21 protein-coding genes and 1 pseudogene are annotated in these 24,679 nt (G+C 49.4%); 10 read left to right on the forward strand and 12 right to left on the reverse strand.

Annotation, left to right across the window (positions count from 1 at the left end; translation table 11 throughout):
* Positions 1-30 precede the first annotated feature (30 nt).
* Positions 31-2,316, forward strand: coding sequence for a 5-methyltetrahydropteroyltriglutamate--homocysteine S-methyltransferase (metE, locus tag YC6258_RS00545; protein WP_044615324.1), 2,286 nt, complete (start codon positions 31-33; stop codon positions 2,314-2,316).
* A 31-nt stretch (positions 2,317-2,347) separates the two neighbouring features.
* On the opposite strand, the gene YC6258_RS00550 is transcribed toward metE, so the two are convergent.
* From YC6258_RS00550 to YC6258_RS00570, 5 genes are all read right to left on the reverse strand, one after another.
* Positions 2,348-3,871, reverse strand: a complete 1,524-nt coding sequence (locus tag YC6258_RS00550; protein WP_211264600.1) for a class I adenylate-forming enzyme family protein — start codon at positions 3,869-3,871, stop codon at positions 2,348-2,350.
* An 87-nt stretch (positions 3,872-3,958) separates the two neighbouring features.
* Positions 3,959-4,327 carry a hypothetical protein gene (locus YC6258_RS00555; protein WP_052829963.1) on the reverse strand — a complete coding sequence of 123 codons (369 nt, stop codon included), beginning with the start codon at positions 4,325-4,327 and terminating at the stop codon, positions 3,959-3,961.
* A 110-nt stretch (positions 4,328-4,437) separates the two neighbouring features.
* Entirely contained in the window at positions 4,438-5,454 is a 1,017-nt protein-coding gene (gene ansA / locus YC6258_RS00560) for an asparaginase (protein WP_044615325.1), read from the reverse strand.
* Positions 5,454-6,869 carry an aspartate ammonia-lyase gene (locus YC6258_RS00565; protein WP_044615326.1) on the reverse strand — a complete coding sequence of 472 codons (1,416 nt, stop codon included), beginning with the start codon at positions 6,867-6,869 and terminating at the stop codon, positions 5,454-5,456. Before YC6258_RS00565 ends, ansA begins: the two co-directional genes overlap by 1 nt.
* 200 nt (positions 6,870-7,069) lie before the next feature.
* A complete protein-coding gene (locus YC6258_RS00570) occupies positions 7,070-8,542 on the reverse strand; it encodes an alanine/glycine:cation symporter family protein (protein ID WP_044615327.1) in 1,473 nt (490 codons plus the stop codon).
* 214 nt (positions 8,543-8,756) lie between these two features.
* Here YC6258_RS00570 and YC6258_RS00575 point away from each other — a divergent pair, with 214 nt between their 5' ends.
* The 7 genes from YC6258_RS00575 (at position 8,757) to YC6258_RS00605 (ending at position 17,120) form a co-directional block, all read left to right on the forward strand.
* The gene (locus YC6258_RS00575) at positions 8,757-9,575 is read left to right on the forward strand and encodes a helix-turn-helix domain-containing protein (RefSeq protein WP_044615328.1); all 819 of its coding nucleotides are present in this window, start codon (positions 8,757-8,759) and stop codon (positions 9,573-9,575) included.
* 407 nt (positions 9,576-9,982) lie between these two features.
* Complete coding sequence (locus tag YC6258_RS00580; RefSeq protein WP_044619609.1) at positions 9,983-11,770, forward strand: ABC transporter substrate-binding protein; 1,788 nt, start codon at positions 9,983-9,985, stop codon at positions 11,768-11,770.
* 214 nt (positions 11,771-11,984) lie between these two features.
* Entirely contained in the window at positions 11,985-12,923 is a 939-nt protein-coding gene (locus tag YC6258_RS00585; RefSeq protein WP_044615329.1) for an ABC transporter permease, read from the forward strand.
* 12 nt (positions 12,924-12,935) lie between these two features.
* Positions 12,936-14,024: an ABC transporter permease gene (locus YC6258_RS00590; protein ID WP_044615330.1), complete on the forward strand. Its 1,089-nt coding sequence runs from the start codon at positions 12,936-12,938 to the stop codon at positions 14,022-14,024.
* Between the two features lie 14 nt (positions 14,025-14,038).
* The gene (locus YC6258_RS00595; protein WP_044615331.1) at positions 14,039-15,751 is read left to right on the forward strand and encodes an ABC transporter ATP-binding protein; all 1,713 of its coding nucleotides are present in this window, start codon (positions 14,039-14,041) and stop codon (positions 15,749-15,751) included.
* A 308-nt stretch (positions 15,752-16,059) separates the two neighbouring features.
* Positions 16,060-16,353, forward strand: a complete 294-nt coding sequence (tnpA, locus tag YC6258_RS31270; RefSeq protein ID WP_425402627.1) for an IS66 family insertion sequence element accessory protein TnpA — start codon at positions 16,060-16,062, stop codon at positions 16,351-16,353.
* A 356-nt stretch (positions 16,354-16,709) separates the two neighbouring features.
* On the forward strand, positions 16,710-17,120 hold the full coding sequence (locus tag YC6258_RS00605) for a hypothetical protein (protein ID WP_144407511.1): 411 nt from the start codon (positions 16,710-16,712) through the stop codon (positions 17,118-17,120).
* Between the two features lie 344 nt (positions 17,121-17,464).
* Here the strand turns inward: YC6258_RS00605 and YC6258_RS30790 are convergent, their stop codons facing one another.
* Positions 17,465-18,544 (reverse strand): transposase, encoded by a 1,080-nt coding sequence (locus YC6258_RS30790; RefSeq protein ID WP_044615334.1) that lies wholly within the window; start codon positions 18,542-18,544, stop codon positions 17,465-17,467.
* Positions 18,545-18,589: 45 nt separating this feature from the next.
* Between YC6258_RS30790 and YC6258_RS00615 the strand changes: the two genes are divergently transcribed.
* Together YC6258_RS00615 and YC6258_RS00620 are read left to right on the forward strand one after the other, a co-directional pair.
* Positions 18,590-19,279, forward strand: coding sequence for a LysR substrate-binding domain-containing protein (locus tag YC6258_RS00615; protein ID WP_169748906.1), 690 nt, complete (start codon positions 18,590-18,592; stop codon positions 19,277-19,279).
* A 101-nt stretch (positions 19,280-19,380) separates the two neighbouring features.
* Positions 19,381-20,508, forward strand: a pseudogene (locus YC6258_RS00620) (IS256 family transposase).
* A 95-nt stretch (positions 20,509-20,603) separates the two neighbouring features.
* On the opposite strand, the gene YC6258_RS00625 reads toward YC6258_RS00620, so the two are convergent.
* The 6 genes from YC6258_RS00625 to YC6258_RS31115 form a co-directional block, all read right to left on the reverse strand.
* Positions 20,604-20,918: a hypothetical protein gene (locus YC6258_RS00625; protein ID WP_144407512.1), complete on the reverse strand. Its 315-nt coding sequence runs from the start codon at positions 20,916-20,918 to the stop codon at positions 20,604-20,606.
* Positions 20,890-21,324 carry a HEAT repeat domain-containing protein gene (locus YC6258_RS29365; protein ID WP_144407513.1) on the reverse strand — a complete coding sequence of 145 codons (435 nt, stop codon included), beginning with the start codon at positions 21,322-21,324 and terminating at the stop codon, positions 20,890-20,892. Before YC6258_RS29365 ends, YC6258_RS00625 begins: the two co-directional genes overlap by 29 nt.
* A 252-nt stretch (positions 21,325-21,576) precedes the next feature.
* Positions 21,577-22,236 (reverse strand): hypothetical protein, encoded by a 660-nt coding sequence (locus YC6258_RS00630; protein WP_211264601.1) that lies wholly within the window; start codon positions 22,234-22,236, stop codon positions 21,577-21,579.
* Complete coding sequence (locus YC6258_RS30480; RefSeq protein WP_211264602.1) at positions 22,220-22,648, reverse strand: hypothetical protein; 429 nt, start codon at positions 22,646-22,648, stop codon at positions 22,220-22,222. The genes YC6258_RS00630 and YC6258_RS30480 overlap by 17 nt, the downstream gene beginning before the upstream one ends.
* Before the next feature lie 242 nt (positions 22,649-22,890).
* Complete coding sequence (locus YC6258_RS00635; RefSeq protein ID WP_044615337.1) at positions 22,891-23,352, reverse strand: hypothetical protein; 462 nt, start codon at positions 23,350-23,352, stop codon at positions 22,891-22,893.
* A 6-nt stretch (positions 23,353-23,358) separates the two neighbouring features.
* Positions 23,359-24,675, reverse strand: a complete 1,317-nt coding sequence (locus tag YC6258_RS31115) for an RHS repeat-associated core domain-containing protein (RefSeq protein ID WP_044615338.1) — start codon at positions 24,673-24,675, stop codon at positions 23,359-23,361.
* Positions 24,676-24,679 lie beyond the last annotated feature (4 nt).

Raw genomic sequence — 24,679 nt, forward strand, 5'->3', positions numbered from 1 at the left:
CGTGACATTCACAGACTGGAGGACACACACATGGCATTACTGCATAACCTTGGCTTTCCGCGTATCGGTGCCAACCGGGAGTTGAAGTTCGCGCTGGAGGCGTTTTGGGATGACCGGATCAGCGACGCACAGCTGTTACAACAGGCCGCTGATATCCGGATGCAGAACTGGCAGCTGCAACAGCCGCTCGACTGGATTCCGGTGGGGGATTTTTCCCTCTATGACCAAGTGCTGGATATGAGTTTTTGTCTGGGCAACGTACCGACCCGAATCAGCAAACTGGATGGCAGCGAGCTGGACCGTTATTTTCGCACCGCCCGGGGAAGAGCAGCCAAAAGCGATACCGAACCATGTCTTCATGCCAGTGAAATGACCAAATGGTTTGACACCAATTACCATTACCTGGTGCCGGAAGTCACTGCCGATACCACGTTTTCCGTGAATTCAGCCCGGCTGCTGGAACCGTTTAACGAGGCACGCAATGCCGGTATCAAGGCCAAACCAGTGATCATCGGCCCTGTCACCTATTTATGGTTGAGCAAGGCCAAGGATGAATCCCACCGTCTGGATTTGCTGCCCAGGCTGCTGCCGGTCTACAGTCAGTTATTGGAAGCACTGGCGGATGCCGGCGCAGAATGGGTACAGATCGATGAGCCGGCACTGGTAACGGAATTGTCCCCCGAGTGGAAACATGCCTTTGAGTTTGCCTACCATACGTTAAAAGCCAATCGCCCAAATCTGCTGCTCACCACTTACTTTGGCACCTTACAGGAAAACCTGCGGCTGGCCTGTCATCTGCCGGTGGCCGGTCTTCATATTGATGCTATCCGTGGTCGTGATGAGGTCCATCGGGTAGTCGACTGGCTGCCGGCCCACAAGGTTCTGTCCATAGGTGTCATTGATGGCCGCAACATCTGGAAAACCGATCTCAACGCAACATTGGACTGGCTTGAGCCGATTGCTGCCAGACTCGGGGAGCGGTTGTGGCTGGCACCCTCATGCTCTCTGCTGCATGTGCCGGTGGATCTCGACAATGAAACCGACCTGGACCCGGAAATCCGCAACTGGCTCGCTTTTGCCCGACAGAAACTTACTGAGCTGATGGTTCTGGGCAAGGCCATCAATCAGGGCCGAACGGCAGTGGCGACGGAACTGGCTGCCAATCAGGCCGCTATTGTCAGCCGCCAGCAGTCCTCGCGAGTGCATAATCCTCTGCTTACCCAGGCACTGGAGGCGATCACCCCTGAATTTGGCCAGCGTCAGCATCACTATGCTCAGCGGGCACCCAAACAGGCGGCGCATTTGCAGCTTCCGCTTTATCCGACGACGACGATTGGTTCGTTCCCTCAAACGGCGGAAATCCGCAAAGCCCGCCTTGCGTTTAAACAACAGCAGTTGTCCTGGTCTGACTATCAGGCTGGCATGAAAACCGAAATCGAGCGTGCGGTACGTGAGCAGGAAGCACTTGGCCTGGATGTGCTGGTGCATGGTGAGGCTGAGCGTAATGACATGGTGGAATATTTTGGCGAGCAACTGGAAGGGTATGTGTTCAGCCGCTTCGGTTGGGTGCAGTCTTACGGCTCCCGTTGTGTCAAACCGCCGATTCTGTTCGGCGATATCAACCGCCCAAATCCCATGACCACCGACTGGATCAAATACGCCCAGTCGCTGACCGATAAACCCATGAAAGGCATGCTGACCGGTCCGGTGACCATGCTGAACTGGTCTTTTGTCCGTGATGATCAGCCGCGCCGGCAGACCTGTCTGCAACTGGCGCTGGCCATCCGTCAGGAGGTCCTCGATCTGGAAGCTGCCGGCATCAATATTATTCAGATCGATGAAGCAGCCCTGCGCGAAGGTCTGCCGCTGCGCCGCTCGGAATGGCAGAACTATCTGAACTGGGCAACGGAGTGCTTTCGTATCAGCGCCAATGGTGTGCGTGACGAAACCCAGATCCATACCCATATGTGTTATTCGGAGTTCAACGATATTATCGAGGCGATTGCGCAGATGGATGCGGATGTCATCACCATCGAGACCTCCCGTTCGGATATGGAACTGCTGGATGTGTTTGAGGAATTTGAGTATCCCAATGAAATCGGCCCTGGCGTTTATGATATTCACTCACCCAACATCCCCGATCAGGAACAGATCATTCACCTGATGGGTAAAGCGGCAGAGCGCATTCCTGACAAGCGCTTGTGGATCAACCCCGATTGCGGCCTGAAAACCCGCCGCTGGGAGGAAGTCATTCCGGCCCTGCAGAATATGGTCAGTGCCGCCAAAGCACTACGTCAATCGGCAGTGGGCGGTTAAACCCGCAACCAACACAGTGCACAGTCCCTGTTCAGGCATCGACCAGGTACTGTGCAGCCAACGCTTTTTTGTCTACCTTGCCACTCGGCATAACCGGTACGGAGGAGACAAAATGGATACTCTTGGGCACGCTGGAATCACCCAGTGACTGGCGCACAGTAGTCCGGATGGATTCATGATCGGGCGGCTGATCTCTGGCGATCAGAAAGGCATGAACGGCTTCTCCAACCTTATCATCCGGCGCGCCCACTACGAACGCTTCATCAATCTCCGGATGATTGTTCAACACCCGCTCGATCGGTCCTACGTATACCGGTAAGGCATTAACCATGATGACATCCCGGGCACGACCATCAAGATACAGGTAGCCATCTTTGATATAGCCACAATCACGGGTTCTGATCCAGCCGTCCTGAAAGACCTCACGGGTCAGCTCCGGCTTCTGCCAATATTCGAATGCCGCCAGTTCGTTGTGGACATAAACTTCACCGTCGCGAATATCCACCTGCACATGCGGCAATGGCCGGCCGACGGATCCGTATCTGCCCTGACGAATCTCATCCGGCGTAATCATCGCAATACAGTTTGACTCTGTCTGCCCATAGGCGAAGTAAACCACAGGGCCCAATCGATCAAGTGCTTCAGACAGTCGGTGATCCGACATCGGCGAGCCGGACACCATCAACATCTTCAGGCTGCTCAGGTCACAGTGTCGGGTACGTAATGTATCCAGCATCTGATACAGGCGTGGGACATTCATGAGTGAGGCCGTAATGTTCAGCCGGGCGATCACATCCGGAAACAACGGCGTATCGTCGATTCTGGGGATTACCAGCGTGCCGCCATGAAACAGACTGAGCAAGGAAAAATCCTGTATCGGGATACTGGCCAACGTTCCAAATAACAGAAAACGTTGGGAACGGGAGGCAATTTCCTGCAGCTCCGGGCTTAGCCTGGCAGCGTTGACGGCCCAGTGATCGGTAACGGCCCGATAGGTTCGTGAACATCCTTTGGGCTGCCCGGTACTACCGCTGGTATAGGCCACATGCGCGGTGTCATCGATTCGAGCCAGCAGCTCCAGGGGGCGCTCAGGCGTCTGCAGCATTTCATGCACCACCTGCTGATCGATCACCCGATCCACTCCCTGACCCAGAATAAACTGCAACTGCGCCTCGCTGTAACCTGGTCGGATATCGATCACCAGACAGCCACGGGCATAGACCGCCAGATAGGTTGCCAGGGATTCGGGTGAAACATCCAGAATCAAAACCACGCGGCTGCCGGGTCCAAGACCGGCATCTTCCATGGCGGCCGCCAGACACCTCACCATGGACAACAGTTCAGCCGCGCTGATCTGCCGGCCATTGTCTTCCTGTTCCACGACAACATGATCCGGGTACATCTCCAGTTGCTGAATGATCGGTTCCGGGAAAATCATAACGATGCCTCTTGTTTTGAAGGTGAGAACAGCCCCAGCCTGAATCCGGCGGGGCGTCACTGCGATGCAGTACGGCATTGCCTGATAACCCGAACAGATCAACGCTTGATCGGTCAATCAACTGTCTGATACAGACTTATAAGGATTAAAGGGCAACCTGATATGGAATTTTGGATTCTTCACCAGCTGATCAAGAAAAGACAATCATTCAAGTGTACGAGACACCGGCGAACGCTGAGGCATGAGCAAGCCATTCTTTTCGATGACCGCGTGTATTTTTCGGGCCGCACGGGCCAGTTGACGGATGTCACCCAGCTTGGGGGTCTCTCCATCGTCCAGCGCTCTCTGCCAGTCGTTCACTTCCTGCTCCAGATAACTCATCAGCTTTTTGGGACAACCGATACAAATTTTCTGACACAAGTCGGCTTCTGGTGCACCCACTGGAAGTTGCTCGCGAATAGCGCAGAGCAGTTGTTGCATGGCCACACGACCGGAAGGTTTAGGGCGGGAAATTTCAGGGCTGGAAGGTTCAGGGTTAGAAGGTTCAGAGATAGAAGGTTCAGAGATATTCATGAGCAACGACACAAGCTGATCACATATCGGGTATTGTGCCGTTGTCAGTGAGAATTGGTATGATCTGGATCGCCCTGCTGGTTATTGTCTGTCCAGATCGGGTATAACGCTCAATGGCTGCTGCATTCTCCACACAAAGATTGGGTAAAGACCTGACGGATATATTCTGCGTCCGATCCCATGGCAATCAGATGATGCAACTTGGTAAATGCCGCTTCCAAAGTCAGATCGGCGCCTGCGACAACACCGATCTGGTTAAGCACAGAAGCGGTCGCGTATGCGCCCTGATACACCCCTCCCTGCAAACACTGGCTGATATTAGCCACCACAATGCCCCGCTCACCGGCTCTGGCCAGTTCATCGATCAATGCACGATTGCCATCAGGAGGATTGCCCACGCCGTAAGACTGGATAATCAGCGCCCGGACATCATCGTGATCAATCAAATCGCGAATCACCCTAGCCTGAACACCGGGATACATCGGTGCTACCACCACCGCACCGGCATTGAATTCGGGTAATTCAAAATGCGGCTGACCGGTCGGCAATAACAAGTCCTGGCGCAATTGAATGTGTATGCCAATCTCGCCCAGCCAGTCCAGATTGGGTGAATCGAACGCATCGAACCCTACACTGCGCACTTTGGTACTGCGATTTCCGCGCAGCAGGCGACCATTGAAATAAATGCAGACTTCGGCGATACGCTCATCCGCTGCCAGTATCATACTGGTCACCAGATTATCCAGCGCATCGTTACGCAATTCGGTCAGGGGAATCTGAGATCCGGTCACGATCACGGGTTTATCCGCACCCTGCAGAATAAAAGACAGCGCCGAGGCCGTGTAGGCCATGGTATCGGTACCGTGCAAAACAATGAAACCATCATAGTCCTGCCAGTGTTCGGTGATACGGCGACCAATCTGCATCCAGTCTGATGGATTCAGATTGGAGCTGTCGATCAGTTGTTCAAACTCCACCAGATCATAGGCTGGTAACTGTTCTACCGCCCGTGCCTGTAATTGAAGGGCGACAAGATCCGCAAATCCTGTCGCCGGAACGTACCCCTGAGGGGAATTTTGCATACCGATGGTGCCACCGGTATGCAGTATCAGTATGCGACGTTTCATCAGCTCTTTTTATTTATGGTTGTCAGATGCGGGGCCAGCATGGACTGCGGGCTGAGCAATTGCTCAAGTTCAGCCTCATCCAGCAACCCCTCTGCCAACACCAGCTCTCTGACAGTACTGCCGGAATGCAGGGCAGTCTGGGCAATGCGAGATGCGTTGGCATAGCCAATATAAGGAACCAGCGCAGTGATGGTGCCGATGCTTTGATCCAGCAATTGCGCACAACGTTCACGGTCGGCCTCAATTCCCTGAATACAGCGATTCTCCAACATTGAACAGGCTGAGCCCAGCATTTTCATGGAATTCAACAGATTGTAGATGATCAGCGGCTCCATGGCGTTCAACTGCAATTGTCCGGCTTCGGCTGCCAGAGTCACTGCCAGATCATTGGCAATTACCTGATAAGCCGTTTGATTGACCGCCTCCGGAATCACTGGATTGACCTTACCAGGCATGATGGAGGAACCGGGTTGCATCGGCGGCAGTTTGATTTCGCCAATACCGGCTCTCGGACCGCTGGACAGCAGACGCAGGTCATTGGCCATCTTGCCCAGCTTGACCGCAAAGCGCCTTAAAATACCGGAGAACAGCACGAATGCGCCCATGTCGGAGGTGGCTTCCACCAGGTTGGCGGCACGTACCATCGGTTTACCGGAAAACTCTGCCAGATAACCAACGGCCAGTGATGCATATTCCGGATGGGTGTTAATACCGGTACCGATGGCGGTTCCACCCAGGTTGACTTCACACAACAGGGCGCAGGCTTCACGCAGACGATCAATGTCTTCACTGAGGTTGACAGCAAACGCTTCAAACTCCTGCCCCAGGGTCATGGGTACCGCATCCTGTAACTGAGTACGCCCCATTTTCACCACATCGGCAAACTCAACCCCTTTTTTCGACAATGCAGCGATCAGGCTTTCGATGGTATCGATCAACGGATCGGCTGCAAACTGAATTGCCAGACAGGCCGCCGTCGGATAGGCATCGTTGGTGGACTGTGAACGGTTGACATCATCATTGGGATGCAGGTACTGGTATTCGCCTTTGCCACGACCCAGTTTTTCCAGCGCCAGGTTGGCAATCACCTCGTTGGCATTCATGTTGGTTGAGGTGCCGGCACCGCCCTGAATCAGATCGACCACAAACTGGTCATGCAGGCGTCCACCGCAGATGTCTTCGCAAGCCGATATGATGGCGTCGGTTTTGGTGCTATCGAGATTACCCAGTTTATTGTTTGCTTTGGCCGCAGCCATTTTGACCAGTGCTAACGCTTTAACCAGCTCCGGAAAGTGACTGATCGGCACCCCCGTGATGGCGAAGTTTTCCACCGCCCGTTGAGTCTGAATGCCATACCAGGCATCCGCAGGTACTTCTTTATCGCCGAGCAGGTCATGTTCGATACGTGTTTTCATGTGTGCAAATATCCAAGCTAATACAAATTGACGTTTTTATTCAGCAGCCAATATCCATTAACCAAGGGGAATCATATAAGCCGGAAAACTGACCAATGCGCTTGTTGTTCTGCCGGGTTAACTACCTCGCAGGAGCTGCCATCCTGCGAACTGCAAACTATGTACTTATCGACGGCACCTCCCTGTGCCGCAGATCAGCTTCAGCGACCAGTGGTAACGACTGCCTCTGAGGTGCCAGACTGACGCTGCTGTTGATCTTCCGGTTCCAGTTCCCAGGCAGACGCATCAATGTTCAGGTCACTGAAGCGCTGAGCATCAAACGTCGGAACCCGGACACCACTGGCAAGTTGCTGATCGTAGTCTTTCATGATCCGCAAACCGGTTTTGAACAATAATGCCAGGGCAAACAGGTTAACCAGTGCCAGGAATCCCATGGTCACATCCGCGAATGCGAAGACCGTTCCCAGATCCATAATGGCTCCCCAGCAGCACAGACAGATAATGGCCACCCGGAACGCGTTATAGATGTTCTGATTCTCACCACTGAAGAAGTTAAGACTGTTTTCGCCAAGGTAGTAGTTGTAGATGATGGTACTGAAACCAAACAGCAACAGCGCCACACTCACAAAACTGCGGCCCCATTCACCCACATGATCGGCCAGAGCGGTCTGAGTCAGCGCCACGCCGCCCTGATCAGCAATGGTGGCTGGATCATAAATGCCGCTGAGCAAAATGATAAATGCGGTACAGGAGCACAGAATCAGCGTATCGATGAAAACCGAAAATGCCTGCACGATGCCCTGATTGGCCGGATGCGGTACATATGCCACGGCAGCCACGTTTGGCGCACTGCCAAGACCGGCTTCGTTGGAAAACAGACCACGCTTCACACCCAGCAGAATGGCAGCACCGATACCACCGCCAATGGCTGGCTCAAGGCCGAAAGCACTTTTGACAATCAACATAAACACATCAGGAATTTTGCCGGCGTTCAGACCCAGCACCATGAGAGTAATACCCAGATAGCCCAACGCCATAACCGGTACCAGCACCTCAGCCACCCTGGCAATCCGTTTAACTCCGCCAAAAATGATCAGACCAACCACCAGTGCCAGTGCAATGCCGGTGTAATAGGTTGGAATACCGAAGGCATCATTGACCGATGTCGCCACCGAGTAGGATTGCAGGGCGTTGAAACCAAAACCAAAGGTGATCAGCAGCAATACTGAATACAATCCACCAAGCCATTTCCACTGTTTCCCGAGTCCACGGGTAATGTAATAGGCCGGCCCCCCTCGATAGGTACCGTCTGGTTCTGACTTTTTAAATGTCTGTGCGAGTGTACATTCGAAGTAGCTGGTCGCCATACCAACCAGACCTACCACCCACATCCAGAAGATGGCACCAGGACCGCCGAGCGTTATCGCCACGGCCACACCGGCAATATTCCCGCCACCGACCCGACCGGCAACTGATAACAAAAGCGCCTGAAATGAACTCAGATGACCATACTTATCGTCTTTAAACGCCTGATTGGTACTGAGAATACGGAACATTTTTCCGAAGTAGCGGAATTGCACGAATCTGGATGCAATCGTAAACCACAGCCCGAGAGAGATCAGTACTACGATCAGTACCTTTCCCCATAGAAGATCATTCAGTAGACCCAACATATTCTGCCTCCATCTGCGAATCACCATCGCGTTGTTGTTTTTGTCATTGTTATGAGGGCTCTATTCAACCAAAGAGCTGCTGGTCAGAATATTTGACAACCTGTTGCATTATGATGCCAATTGGTGCCATAAAAGCATCATAACGCGCCATTTATGATATATTTCCTGCGCTTGAACTGAATGAACTCTGAACAATTACTGGATCCAAACCATCATGCATGAGGATTTTCCCCGTAACCTGCGGCTGTTGTGCAGCTACTACAAATCCATTGCCGAGGTCTGTCGCCGGCTTGATGTCAATCGACCACAATTCAACCGTTATCTCAGCGGTACCAGTAAGCCTTCAGCCCACAAGATGATGCGCCTCTGCGATTTTTTTGGCGTCGAAATGCATGAAATCATGCTGCCTCATGATCAGTTCCAGCGGCTGATCAAAGTCCGTTCCCGCAGCCAGCCCGGTGATGCTCCGGCGTTACCGGAACTCAGCCATCTGCAAAAGCTGCATCAACAGGGAACGGACGGACTGGCAAAATATCTGGGTTATTACTTTGAACACTATCAGTCCATGGCCTGTCCCGGAAAGATTCTGCGTACCCTGGTCAAACTCGAACAACGGGAAGACAAAATCTATTACCAGCGCACCGAACGGTTACAGGAACATCCGGACGATAAAATTTTTCACGGCATATATCTGGGCATGGCGTATTTTCTTCATGACCGGATTTTTATGGTCGACTATGAATCCCTGACCGGCAATGAAATCACTCAAACCATTCTGTTTCCGTCATTTAAGAACCGGGTTTCGCGACTGACCGGTTTAAAACTGGGCGTCTCCGGTAGCGGAGAACGGATGCCCTGTTGTGCCCGGGTGGTCTACGAACATCTCGGCCTGGCCATAGATAAGTTACGGGCACTGTCGATGTGTGGACTGTACGATCAACATTCACCGGAGATCGATACCGGACTGCTGAACGCTATTAGCAATAATATGAGTGATGATGAATGGCATTTTCGCGCCCGTCATTTCTATTAAAAAGTATCGATAAACTTGTGGTGGCCGGGAGATTATTCACTCAATCAACAGACAATGGCAGAATTCCAACTGTTTGATGCATTTAGTTTGATCAAGGTCGCAATTATGTCAGTCATATGGCATAACAATTCCATGGCAACCACCAGCACCGCTATTGAATGATGCCAATGCGCTGTTTTTTATCAGACGACATTCAACACGTTCGAAAAAAGTGCATACTGACCGACCAAACAATAAAGCATGATGGACATTTCCAGCCATGAGCTCCATTCCGGTCTGTTAAGTACTTAATGGAAAAATTTACCATAGAAATCAAATGATTATGTGCCAGCTCTGGCAAACTCTATAACCTGTTAGACAAGGTGATAATGATCATCACCCTGCCATTGATACATTGGGAGCAATTGATGAAGCGAACACTCTATAAAGCGATTCTTTTTTCAACCGCATTGGCCTCTTCAAGCCTGCTTTATGCCGCGGATATGAGCAAAACCCTCAGGGTTGAATTTGACGCCGGAGCCACCGGTTTCGACCCGGCCAAGGTGTCCGATGGTTATTCAAATGATGTTAATGAAAATATTTACGACACCTTGCTCACTTATGACTACCTGGCCCGCCCCATCAAGATTATTCCCAATGTCGTTGAGGACATGCCAAAAATCAGCAATGACGGTAAAACCTATACCTTTAAAATCAAGCCAGGTATTTATTTTGCCGATGACCCGGCATTTAAAGGAAAAAAACGTGAGCTGGTGGCAGCCGACTTCGTCTATTCAATCAAGCGCCTGCTGGATAAAACCATTAATTCCCCGCAAAGCTATCTGGTGGATGGCAAATTCGTCGGCGTCGACGAACTGGTCAAGCAGGCCGGTCAGGGACCGTTGAACTACGATACCGAAGTAGAAGGTATCAAAGCGCTGGACAAATACACCTTGCAATTGAACCTGACCGACGTGAACTATAACTTTGCCACCATTCTGGCAATGCCGGCTTTCAGCGCAGTCGCCCGCGAAGTCGTTGAGACCTATGCCGAGAATACCAACGCTCACCCGGTGGGTACCGGGCCGTACATGCTCAAAGAATGGAAGCCTGGCTCTAAAATTACGTTGACCGCCAACCCGGGATTCCGCAAAGAAGTGTTCAATTTCAAAGCGGACAAGTCAGATCCGGTTTCCGTCGCCGTTGCCAAAGAAATGAAGGGTAAAGTGATTCCTCAGACTGGCAATATTGAAATCAGCGTCATCGAAGAAGAACAGCCTAAATGGCTGGCGTTTCTCAATCAGCAGCTGGATATTCTGTTACGCGGCATTCCTCAGCCAGCTCTGAAAGAAGCTCTGATCATCAATCCGGAGAATCCACTGGACGTCAAACTGGCCCCCAAATATGCCGACATGGGCATTCAGATGCAGCGTAAAAAAATGTTGGAGATCACCTTTTACTTCTTCAACATGAAAGATCCCGTAGTGGGTGGTTACAGCGCAGACAAAATCGCCCTGCGCCGGGCTATCGCCATGGCGTTCCCGCGCCAGGAGACCATTGCCCGTATTCGTCGCGGTCAGGCGGTTCCTGTGGAATATGCCATTCCGGAAGGCGTTGCCGGCCACAACCCCAAAGCCCGTGATGGCGCTAAATTCGATCCTGCCAAAGCCAATGCCCTGCTGGATGCTGTTGGTTATAAAATCGGTGCCGATGGCTACCGTACCCTGCCGGACGGCTCTCCTCTAAGCGTTGAAATGGGCACCGGCACCGCTGCCATCGACAGAGAATGGAATGAGTACTGGCAGCAGGCGTTTGATTCACTGCACCTGAAACTCACCTTTAAAACCGGCAAATGGAGTGAGCTGTCCAAAGCCAACCGTGAAGGCAAACTGCAAATGTGGAGCCTTGCCTGGGCGGCCGATTACCCTGATGGTGAGAACTTCATGCAAATGTTCTATGGCCCCAACGGCGGGGACTCAAACTTCGCTTTCTTCGATCTGCCGGCGTTTAACCAGTACTACGAAGAAGCTCTGAAACTGCCGAACGGAAATAAACGTCAATCACTGTATGACAAAATGGACAAGCTCATTGCCCAGTATCAACCCTATATTTTCAGCGATACCCGGGTCAGAAGTATCGTCACGCAAAGCTATGTGCATGGATTCAAAACCCATCCAATCCTCAGCGGCTGGCGTTACGTTGAACTTGATAAGTAACCTTTAACATTGTTAAACCGGTATCGGCTGCGCCCTTTACCGGTTAATCTGACAGGTATTTACAGCGGCATGACAGCGTGATACAGGAACGTATCATTTATGCCCTTAAACCAGCGCAAAACACTTCAAACATCGTATTTCGCGCTGCGCCACAGACTCAATCAGGGAACTTCGAACGATCTGTCTGATTGCCAAGATAACAACTGGAGTCTTCATGTTTTCTTATATTATTCGCCGGGGCTGGCAAATGATTCCGACCCTGCTCGGCGTCATGTTGCTATTGTTCGCTTTATACAATCTGGTCGGCGGAGATCCTTCTTATATTCTGGCCGGCAAAAGTCTGAGTAACGAAATGCTGGCCAGCATTCGAGCCCAACTGGGACTGGACAAAAGCCTGCCGGAGCAGTTCTTTATTTTTGTCAAACAGGTGGTGACCATGGATTTTGGCACTTCATGGTCCACCCAGCAGCCGGTCTCGGATATCATCAATAACCGTATCGGTCCCTCGATCATGCTGATTTTGACCTGGCAGATCTGTTCTTTATTTGTTTCTCTGATATTTGCTGCCTCAGTAGCCTACTTCAACGGTAGCATTTATGACCGCGCGGTGACGATTCTGTCCACCATTGCCATGTCTATCAGCATCCTGGTGTACATCATCGCCGGGCAGTATTTTCTCGCCTACAAGATGCAGTGGTTTCCGGTGTATGGCTGGGGCAATGGTTTCTGGGAGAACTTTCTGATTTACATCCCGCTACCACTGTTGATCGGCCTGGCGGTCAGTATCGCGCCCGATACCCGTTTTTACCGCACCTGTTTCGTTGAGGAAATGAACAGCGATTATGTCCGTACCGCCAAAGCCAAAGGCTTGTCAGAACAGACGATCATGCTCAAACACGTCATGCGTAATGCACTGATTCCCATCATTACCAGCGTGATGACCGCGCTGCCGTATATGATTACCGGCTCGGTTCTGATGGAGCGTTTTTTTGGTATTCCAGGCCTCGGTAACGAAATTCTGAAAGCCGTGGATTCCAGTGACTTTCCGGTGATCAAGGCCATTACCATTTACCTGGTGATTGCCGTCATGATTTTCAATCTGCTGGCGGATCTGATCTACAAGCTGATCGATCCACGTGTGCAACTTCATTAATAAGGGAAGATCATGACCTCTCAAACCAGCGATCAAACCCCCAACATCAATCAATCAGCTACCAATACGGCATCACGCAGTTTGTGGTCTCTGGCCTGGAAACGACTGCGCCGCGACCGTGTCGGCTTTACCAGCCTGCTGATCGTCATCGCCTACCTGTTGCTGTGCCTGGGGGCCTGGATGAACCTGATTGGCGCGGACTGGCGTGATGAAATCGCCCTGCCCCATGCACCGCCAACATTTGCCACCTGGATTCCACGAGGCACAGAAATCAAGGCCGATTCAGTTGGTATCACTGACGATGCCACTCTGGATGACACAGATTCAGCGCCAGACGAAACCGATGACTCTGATCCACTGGCCGCACTGCTGGCCGAAGCGGAGTCCAACGCCGGTGACTATGAACAACAACAGGTCCCCAAACTTGAAACCCTGATTCTGGGTGCCGATGGTCGCGGCCGCGATATTCTGCAAAAAACCCTTAAAGGCACCTCGGTATCGGTGATGGTTGCTTTATTCGGTTCATTCTGTGCCATCCTTATCGGTACCCTGCTCGGTGCCATCGCCGGATATTTCGGTAAATGGGTCGATGACATACTGATGTGGTTCTACAGCATCTTCACTTCTATTCCGGACATGCTGCTATTGCTGTCATTCGCCGTGGTGTTTGCACGCGGTATCGATACCCTGATCATCATTTTCGGCCTGACCTCGTGGACCAGTATTTTCCGTTTGATGCGGGCAGAATTCATGAAACACAAACACCGCGAGTATGTTCAGGCGGCAGACACCATCGGTGCCGGACAGTCACGGAAAATGTTCCTCCATATACTACCCAACGTCAGCCACATCCTGCTGGTGCAGTTTTCCATTTTGACCGTGGGGATGATCAAGTCAGAAGTGGTGTTGTCCTTCCTCGGTTTTGGTGTCGATATTACCCAAACCAGCTGGGGCTCCATGCTCGCGGAAGTGCCGGCCGAACTGATCCAGGGATACTGGTGGCAGATGGTGACCGTGACCGTGTTCATGTCGGTACTGGTCACGGCCTTCAGCCTGCTGACCGACAGCATGCGCGATGCGCTTGACCCTAAAGTGAAATAGTGTGGAGCCGTAAAATGAACAACCCTTTACTCAAAGTCGAAAACCTGAAAGTCGACTTCAAACTGGAAGACGGAAAACTGTTCCATGCCCTGAAAAGTATCAGTTTTGAAGTTCCGGAAAACACCACCGTCGCACTGGTCGGTGAATCAGGTTCCGGCAAATCCGTCACCTCCATGGCATTGTTGGGTCTGTTACCCAAATCCAATACCATCATTGATCCCGACAGTAAGATTGAATTCAACGGCAACAATATTCTGAAACTTTCAAAAACGGCATTGCGGCGGTTAAGAGGCAGCGATATCGCAATGATTTTTCAGGAGCCCATGAGTTCCCTGAATCCCGTATTTACCATCGGCAATCAGATTATTGAAACCCTGATGCTGCATAAATCCCTGTCCCGCAAAGCAGCCCGTGCCAGAACCATTGAACTGCTCAACGAAGTGGGCCTGCCGGATCCCGAAAACCGCATCAACGCCTATCCACATGAATTGTCGGGTGGTCAGCAACAACGGGTGATGATCGCCATGGCAGTGGCCTGTGAACCGAAACTGCTGATCGCCGACGAGCCGACCACGGCGCTGGATGTGACCATTCAAAAACAGATTCTGGAACTGCTGGCACAAATGCAGAAACGTCACGGCATGTCGGTTCTGTTTATTACCCATGACCTGGGTGTGGTCGCGGAGTTTGCCGATGAAGTGGTGGTCATGCGCCATGGCTCCATCTGCGAACAGGGCAGCATAGAAACGATATTTTCCGATCCTCAGCACAGCTACACCAAAGCCCTGCTGAACTGCCGGCCAAGTCTGACCAGCCGACCACAACGACTGGCAGTGATCGATGACTTTCTACAGGATAAACCCTATGTACCACCACCAGAGCGACATCGGGGTTATCAACCGAATGGTGATATCGTGCTGGACGTGGTGGGCCTGAGCAAACATTTCCGGATCAAAACCGGATTATTCAGTCATCAGGATTTAAAAGCCGTCGATAACGTTTCATTCCAACTGCAACGGGGTAAAACCCTGGGTATCGTCGGCGAATCCGGCTCCGGCAAATCCACCGTCGGACTGACCCTGATGCGCCTGCACCCGTTCACCGCCGGTCATGCCTATTTCGATGGCCAGGAAATTCTGCGTATGCCCGCGGAAGACTTTAAACACTTAAAGCCACGGATACAGATTATTTTTCAGAATCCCTATGCATCGTTAAATCCCCGCTTTACCGTGGGCCAGATTCTCATGGAGCCAATGCTGTTGCATCATATCGGTGAGAACCGGCAACAACGCAAACAGTTAGCTGAAGAACTGCTCGAAAAAGTCGGGCTGCCCGACAGCGCATTCCATCGCTATCCTCATGAATTCTCTGGCGGACAAAGACAACGCATTGCCATTGCCCGATGCCTGACACTGAAACCGGAAATCCTGATCTGCGATGAATCGGTATCCGCGCTGGATGTTTCGGTACAGGCACAAGTTCTGAACCTGCTGCAGGATCTGCAGGACGAATACAATATGTCCTACCTGTTTATTTCCCATGACTTATCGGTTGTAAAACACATCTCCGATCAGATCATGGTCATGCAACAGGGTAAGGTGGTGGAAATCGGAGACCCGGACAACCTGTACAGTAACCCACAACAGCCATACACCCGGAAACTCATTTCCTCCGTACCCAAAGATCCGATTGGTGGCGGGATGTTGTTTCAACAGGCCAGCGGTTGAATGGTTCGCCTGCGAACTATCCTGTTAACCCGGAATGCCATCCGGGTTAACCACTTATAGGGCACACGAAAAACAGTGAGCAGGGAAACCAAATCGGTCAGGCGGTGGTGTGATGGGTCGTTAAGGGGGATTGATGCGAACACAGAGGAAACCAAGGTCTTCGGGCTTTAAGGATTGCTAAGAATTACCATCAACCCTCCGGTGTATTGCGCCTTTTTTCAGATTGCTGTGGTCGCCCAACCAACTACACCCTACCAACCCCAAGATTCCTGCTATAACCTCTAGCCTTCACATCCAAAGAGGCACTTATGTCCAAACGTCGCAGGTATCAATGGCCACAACGGTGTGCCCAGTTCGAGCAGTCCTATTTGACCCAAGCTGAGTTTTGCAAACAGCATGACCTTAACCCCAAGGACTTCAGCTTGAAACCCTCCAAGCATAAAGCTTCCGCTCAGCACACCAGTGCATTTACACATGTCGAGGTACAGTCTGAGTCTGTGTCTTCATCAAGACTGATGCGAGAGGTCGGACAGTACCAGGTGCATTGTCCGAATACATTGCCAATGCCTGTTCTCTTCTCTTTGATCACAGCACTCGCATGATTCAGTGGCCCGAATCGATACCGATTTACTTTCATCGTGATCCACTGGATTTTCGCAAAACCATCAACGGCCTGGCGGTGATGATCAGTGAGGAGGGCATTGGGTGTGTACCATCAAGCGTTGTTTGCAAGTTTTTTGGGTGACCTTTTAATCTTTCTTGATTTGAACTTTTTGAAAATCGCAGCAACTGTCATTTTAATGAGTTCTCATTGAATGCAAAAAGATTTTAAACCATGAACTCGACGTAAGTAGTCCTATACAACAAAAACTGGTATATATGACATCTAAAAAAACGACAGGTGTCGTGTTAGAAACTCTTGTGCGAAGAAAATTCGCTGACCGGGAAGATAATGGCAATGCCAAAAGTATATTACTCAGTAATTTTAGGAACTTTGATTTCGAGCATATGCTCAGCACAAGTTCCTGGAAGAGAAGAATATGTTCAAGCCTATACCGCGTACGTGCTTCGTAATAGCAATATTTTTGCTAGAGGTATGGTGAAGTCCGGGATGTCTCCAGAAGCAGCAGAAATACAGTCTAAGATCCTTGCATCAAAAGCAATTGATTGCCATATCAAGTATCTCGATGATTATCCGGAACCGCTACAAAAAGCCATGTATGAGACAATACAAAACGGAGGTTCGTATGCAGAAGCTGAGAGTGCTCTTAAAATCAGAGTTGCTGAAGCACATTTTGCAGGCGATGATTTGCTTGTACAACAATTCGGGCAGGTCACCGAAAGTGTTATCCAGTGTGTAGGTAGCTAAATGCTATCGAGTCATTAACAAACTTTGGTGATCAAAGAACCGACCCGTACAGCCAGACTTGAAGAGAGCCATTACCGGGACGGATCATAAGGCCCCCCTGCTGCAGTCGCAGGCAACGCAGAAACAGTTGATCATCGATGTGGGATGTATCTGCCCCATGGATAAGGTAATACCATTGGCCTGAGAATCCGACACCGCATCAGATTCAACCCATAGAGCTAAAAATGAAGCCAAGGCATGAGGGATGGCCCATGGTGAGAATCTGAGCATACAGGCCCTGTTTCTTGTTAAGCGTTTGAATTGCCGGGTTAAGAGAGACTTACTGGTGTAATAGCCAGAACAGATTAACCGGTTCTGAGATAACACTCTGACGACACCTTAAGCCCCTTACTCCATCGACGCTTAAATCGATCCGCATACTGCAATAACGAAACCCGCGAACCGGCACTATCTCCATACGACCGACCATAACTTTGAACATGTTTCAGCCATTGATTCGGGTCGATACCCAGTCGGCTGATCAGCTTTTCGGTGTCAGAACTGATGGCACCCCGTTTGTCATCTCGCAAACAGCGACCGGTGGTATCAATCAAATCGAAATAGTCTTCCCGGGTGAATGGAAGGGCTGCGTGAATAGAATCCTGCTGACGGCCACTGAAAGGCATCAATGGAGATTCCAGTAGGTGATCAAGCTTCAACTCACTCTTAAGTTGACGCTGTTTAGAAACACGCTGGGTGAGTGTTTGTTCGGTCGCGGTTTTGGTTTGGGTGTTTTTGTATTTGGCGTAATCGAACAAGCGTTGCTGAATTGAGGTAAAGTCGCTATCGATCAGATCATCCGCCATGGAAGCCCGTACCGGGTTCAGGTCTACATAGGCCATACAGGTCAGCAATGCCCCTTCATCCAACAAAGCCTGAGATTTGAAGCGACCTTCCCAGAACCGGCCCTTGCAGTTGTCTTCTTCATTGGCCATACGGGCAATGGTTTCATTGACACCGCGCATAAACCAACTGATGGAACACAAACGCTCACGCCACTGAGCAATTGTGACCGACACGGCCTGCAACTCGGCGGGCGACATTGTTTTACGCGCTGCCAGCCAACGGTTGATCAATACATCCCCGTTGTACAGCTGTAACCAGCGTTCCACTACCTCGTCATCCGACCAGCTTTGAGCGCGTGCCTGATCGACATGTAGCACCACATGATAATGATTACTCATGATCGCATAGGCACAGATATCAATGGCGTAGACATAGGATAAAAACCGTAATCGTGACACCAACCACTGTTTGCGATGATCAAAATTCACACCAGTTTCAGAATCGGCACCACACAAATACGCCCGCCGAACACAGCGCACCATGCAGTGATAAAAGGATGTCTCTTCCAGAGAGACTTGTTCGTTACGGGGTTTGGTCATGGTGTTGAATGCTAGTTGATGTGGGAATTGAATTCAAGTTTTTGGGTGTCCTTTTTATTATTGATGCAGGCGCGTGCCACCATTGCCTTGCGGCCAAATTTCAGCCCTGGAGAAATCTCCCGCAGTTTCTCGGTAGTTGCATCGGACTATCTGGTTGGCATATTGATCTCCCAGGCCATGCCGATTTTTGCCAGAGAGTCACCTGGAATGCATCTTGAAATCATTCGGCCACCGCATGATGTAATGGGGGTGTTTGATCGTGGAGAAATAGACTTGTTGTGCATACCCAAACAATATTCGGAAAAGATTCAACATCCCCAGGTAGAGCTGTTTTACGACCATCAGGTTTGCTTAGTGAGCGAAGCAAGTGACATCACAGAGCTTACAATGGAGCAATATCTGGATCTGGATCATGTTTCAATTCGTATTGGAGAACGGGGCAGCACGACTTACGAAGAGTGGTTCTTACCCCGATATGGACGTCAGCGTAATATTGTCTGTACCGTAGATCACTTTAACTCCGCGGCGAAGCTTATAATGGGCACCGATCGGATCGTGACCTTGCACGGTCGCATTGCCAGGGAAATGGTGAAGTTGTTCCCGGTCCGCATAGTGGCAGCCCCGTTTGACATACAACCACTTGTAGAGGTTATGGCCTGGCCTCGTTATCTTAATGAAGATCCGGAACACGAATGGGTAAGGAACATATTACAATCTGTGGCAAAATCTTTATAACAGTGGGATCCGGTTTTATTGTAACAGGATGAACAGGAAAATTTTGGTAGTGTTCAGAAATCTGTGTCATTTCTTTAGAATATCTGAAAAAGAGATGAGACATGACTGACAAGAAAATTGAATTTGATATGGAAGCTGCTCTACAAGCGCTTCGGATGGTAAAGGCATAACCGGTGCAGATGGTGTCTTGACACCCTTGATTAAGCAGCTTACCGAAGCCGCGATGAAGGCTGAGTTGGATCAGCATTTAGAATCCCATTCAGAACCCAATCGCAAAAACGGTTATAGCAAGAAAACCATGAAATCAGCCGCAGGTGATTTCGAATTGCAGACACCGCGTGATCGCAATGGTTCATTTGAACCGCAACTGGTGAAGAAAAATCAAACTCACCTTACGGATGATTTAGAGCGGAAAGTCCTTGCTTTGTTTGCATTGGGCAACCGCTATCAAGACATCCGTACTCACATCGCTGATATGTACGATATCCAGCTCTCTAACGGCACAATTAACGCTGTCACCGATAAACTCCTGCCCGAACTGCAATCGTAGCGTGAGCGTGATTTGGAAGCGATTTACACCATCCTGGGTTTGAATATCGAAGGTAAGAAAGAGCTGCTCGGCCTGTATTTGTCTGATCAGGAAGGCGCACACCACTGGCTGAGCGTATTAACGGACTTAAACAATCGAGGCGTTAAAGATATTTTAATCGTCTGTATCGATGGCTTGAAGGGCTTCCCCGGAGCGATTGAGAGCATCTACCCAAACACTGAAATCCAACATTGCATCATTCATCAAATTCGCAACTCGATGAAGTACGTGGCTTCAAAAAATCAGAAAGCGTTTATGGCCGATTTGAAGTGTGTTTACAAGGCTGCCACGATCAACGCAGCCGAAATTGCACTGGACGAGTTAGATGCAAAATGGGGCGATAAATATCCAATGGTCATTCAATCCTGGCGAACGAAATGGCCAACACTCTCGACTTATTTTAAGTACCCGGAATACGTCCGGAAAGCAATTTACACAACCAACGCGGTCGAAGCGGTTCATCGACAGTTTCGCAAACTCACCAAAACCAAAGGTGGCTTTGCAAACGAAAACAGCTTGCTCAAATTATTGTATGCGGGAGTCCGAGCGCTGGACGCATCCAGTACAGAATTGGAACCTCACGCTATCGCAACTGACAATACACTTTGAGGGACGACTGGATGATCACATGGTGTTGTGATTTTTAGCTGACACAGAATTTTGAACACCCTCTTTTATTCTGGCGTTTTATTCTGTCCTGACCCCAATGTTTTTCTTATCTGTATCAAAAAGAGCTCAAAGGCTTTTTCTTTTTTTAAGCACCATCTTCTTCTTAAGTGCTATTTTCATTTGAATAAACTTTGCTTCTTCAACCGAAGCTCCACTTGCTTCAAATTCAATAAATTTGCCTTCGTGCGCAGCTTTTATAAACTTTGCGAAAATATAGCAATTAACGATTATATCTGTACTTGAGATGTTATTGATCAACTGTTCTGTGGACATCAATAGCATCTCCAACCCTTGTTCATGCTGTTTCCTTAGCTCACTTGAGGAAGGTATCAACGCCTGAGCAGCTTTAATTTTAGCTATTGGTAGTGCCAATAAACTCAATTGCTTTTCCTCTAACCCTTGATGATTGATCAGAGGCAGTTTCAATACAAGTTGCTATATATTCTAGAGAGAGGTCAGATATATGTGATATCAATCCATCTAAAATATACCACCTAGCTGAAGGATCTGAATACTTAAAGCAAGCCATAACATCATCTATCAATGGGCATCCATTGCGACCTAGTTCTGAAAAAACATATAACGCATTTATTGCTGTATTTTCATCACTCGAGTTTAGTAATAGTCGTAAATTTTCCACTCCATATTCAGACAGGATTTTTAAAATATCTTCTAGTCTAGAACGACCTTTTGGGACTAAATGGCTATAACCTGCCTTAAATGCATCCAGTGGATTATAGCCGAACGTTTTTAAAATATTCTTCCTATCAAGCTCGCTATTTTTCATAAAAATCCAAGTTTATGGATGTCCTTTTTACTGTTGTATGCATAGATATTGAGTTCTCAAAACAAAAAGTTGGTCAAGTCGTTCATTCAGGCACAATTGGTATTCTTTGCTGTCGACTAGTTAATAACTGCTTCAAGAAAACCATTAATTACCGGTGCGACCGATCTGGTATAAACAAGTTTATGGAGGTCCTGTTTATTTTTTATTTTGAAAAACATCAAACCAAATTTTCAAATTCTACAGCATAAAAAATCACCCAGCTTTCAGGTAACTTTCAGATGACACTTTAACTCCCTTACTCCATCGACGCTTAAATCGATCCGCATACTGCAATAACGAAACCCGAGAACCAGCACTGTCTCCATACGACCGACCATAACTTTGAACATGTTTCAGCCACTGATTCGGGTCGATACCCAGTCGGCTAATCAGCTTTTCGGTGTCAGAACTGATGGCACCCCGTTTGTCATTTCGCAGACAGCGACCGGTGGTATCAATCAAATCGAAATAGTCTTCCCGGGTGAATGGAAGGGCTGCATGAATGGCATCCTGCTGGCGTCCACTGAAAGGCATCAATGGGGATTCTGGCAGGTGATCAAGCTTCAACTCACGCTTAAGTTGGCGTTGTTTAGAAACACGCTGGGTGAGTGTTTGTTCGGTAACGGTTTTGGTTTGGGTGTTTTTGTATTTGGCGTAATCGAATAGTCGCTGTTGAATGGAAGTAAAGTCGCTATCGATCAGATCATCCGCCATGGCAGCCCGTACCGGATTCAAATCTACATAGGCCATACAGGTCAGCAATGCACCTTCATCCAATAAAGCCTGAGACTTGAAGCGCCCTTCCCAGAACCGGCCTTTGCAGTTGTCTTCTTCATTGGCCATACGGGCAATGGTTTCATTGACACCGCGCATAAACCAACTGATGGAACACAAACGCTTGAGCAATTGTTACCGACACGGCCTGCAACTCGGCGGGCGACATTGTTTTACGCGCCGCCAGCCAACGGTTGATCAATACATCCCCGTTGTACAGCTGCAACCAGCGCTCCACTACCTCGTCATCCGACCAGCTTTGAGCGCGTGCCTGATCGACATGTAGCACCACATGATAATGATTGCTCATGATCGCATAGGCACAGATATCAATGGCGTAGACATAGGATAAAAACCGTAATCGTGACACCAACCACTGCTTGCGGTGATCAAAATTCTCACCAGTTTCAGAATCGGCACCACACAAATACGCCCGCCGAACACAGCGCACCATGCAGTGATAAAAGGATGTCTCTTCCAGAGAGACTTGTTCGTTACGAGGTTTGGTCATGGTGTTGAATGCTAGTTGATGCGGGAATTGAATTCAAGTTTTTGGGTGTCCTTTTTATTGTTTTAGGATGCCGAAGCCGGGCAGACAGCTGTACAGGCATGTACAGCGCATCTGGCCGGGCTGGAATATACCACCATGGAAGGTATTGGATTGGCCCATTAAAGAGAACAGCCCCGGTTTTACCGGGGCCGACCTATTATTGGAGTGGGTGTCCCATTAACTTTTATGAACTTTTTTCTTTTTCAATCAACCAATAGCTCCTTATCTTGCCCAATCACTTGGAACTCTGCTTTCCATTTTTTCAATATTTCTTGTTCATCACGACTTAACTTCAGATAACTATCGTCCTTCTCAAAATCATCTAAGTAGTTAGCAAACTTTTCTGCATTCATGCCAACCATATGAATAAAGTCATATGATTGAGTTCCATAAAATTCTATGTTCGCTAGCAGTATCCGAAAATAGTCAAACTGTGCATCAAGGGGCAATCCATTTATCTTCTTGTACTGAGCCAGCATTTCATTTTCCCAATACTCTCCTGTCACAAACTTACTCCGTGTTTTGGACAGTAATACCACCCTTGATGCTTTTTTTACTTCGCTGTACTGGGTCAATATTTTTGACTCAATCATTGTAAAGTAAGCAAATGATGATATCAGAGAGAAAATAATTACAGCTGCCAGTAAGGTTTTTAATAGTCTCATTAGTGATTACCAGACAATCAGCGTGCCATAATTAGTTGTAGTTCCTGTGCCATTCCACCAATGAGGTCCTTTCCTAAAGTCTAACGGTGTTGTATAGGTACTGCCGATCATCCTGCGCAACTGTTCCCAGTATTCATCAGCATCATCACCTCGGGCATTTATTGTTACACAGCCATAACTAAGATTTCCCTTATGCAATCTAACCCCACTTCTTTGTCGTCCATCGCCAAAAAAGTAATCATCAATTCTGTCATCGGATTTAAAAAGGCCATACCAGTCTTCATGACCATGTTGAGGGTTTGGATTATCAACAATGTAATATGTACCTGGAGAGGCGGGAATTTCTGGGAAATTTCCTGGTGACGTTGCAGTACCATCCGCATTTGTGTGACCTCCTGTAAATGCCGAGCCAGAGATTGTTTGACCGGTAGAAAGATCTGTAACAGTTAATGTTTGAGTGCTTGTATTTAAGGATGCAAGTACTTTTAGCCCTGCTGAGTCTGTATAGCTCAACGGATTCTGAAGTGCGTATCCGTAGGTATTGAGCCCACCAGCCAACCCAATCGGATCACTCTGAAGATACCGGCCTATGGATGGATCATACGTCCGATGCCAGTTATCCACATACCCGGTTTCTTCATCCCGATACTGCCCAGGGAAGCCCTTAATGTTTGTGATACCTGCGGTGATCTCTTCGGATATTTCCCCGAACGGCGTGGTTTGGATTTCCCAGACTTTGTTCTGATCTGCGTCGGTCAGGATCCTCGGCGTACCCAGGTGATCATTGTGCACGTAATACAAACGATTGCCACTGACTTTCATGGCGATGGCCTGTTCTCCCAGGTACAGGTATTCCCGGATCGGAGTCCCGTTTTCGTCGGTTTCGGCAATCAGGTGACCGGCCAGGTCGTAGTTGTATAACGTGGTGCCGAGTACGGTACCGGTGTTGTCTGTGAGGATTTTACGGACACGTTGACCCTGTGGGTTGTAGGTGTAGTCGGCCTGTACACCGGTATCGCTGTTGTCGATGTGCTGGAGACGTTGGTCGTTGCCGTATACCAGGTTCAATGTGCGGGTGTTGTTTTGGTCCTGCAGCAGTTGTCCGCTTTCGCTGTACTGGAAGTTGCGGGTATCGCTGTGCGTGCTGTTGGCGCTGCTGGCGGTGGTGGTGCTGTCCACCTTTAGCAGTTGATTGGCTTGTTCGGCGTAGGTGTAGGTTTCGGTGGTCAGCTGACGGCTTTGGTTGATCAAGCGTTCGGTGCGGTTGCCCACTGCGTCGTAGCGGTATTGGTAGTCACCGTAAGGGCCGTTGGCATCAATCAAGCGG

It is taken from the genome of Gynuella sunshinyii YC6258 (genome assembly GCF_000940805.1).
Taxonomy (GTDB): Bacteria; Pseudomonadota; Gammaproteobacteria; order Pseudomonadales; family Natronospirillaceae; genus Gynuella; species Gynuella sunshinyii.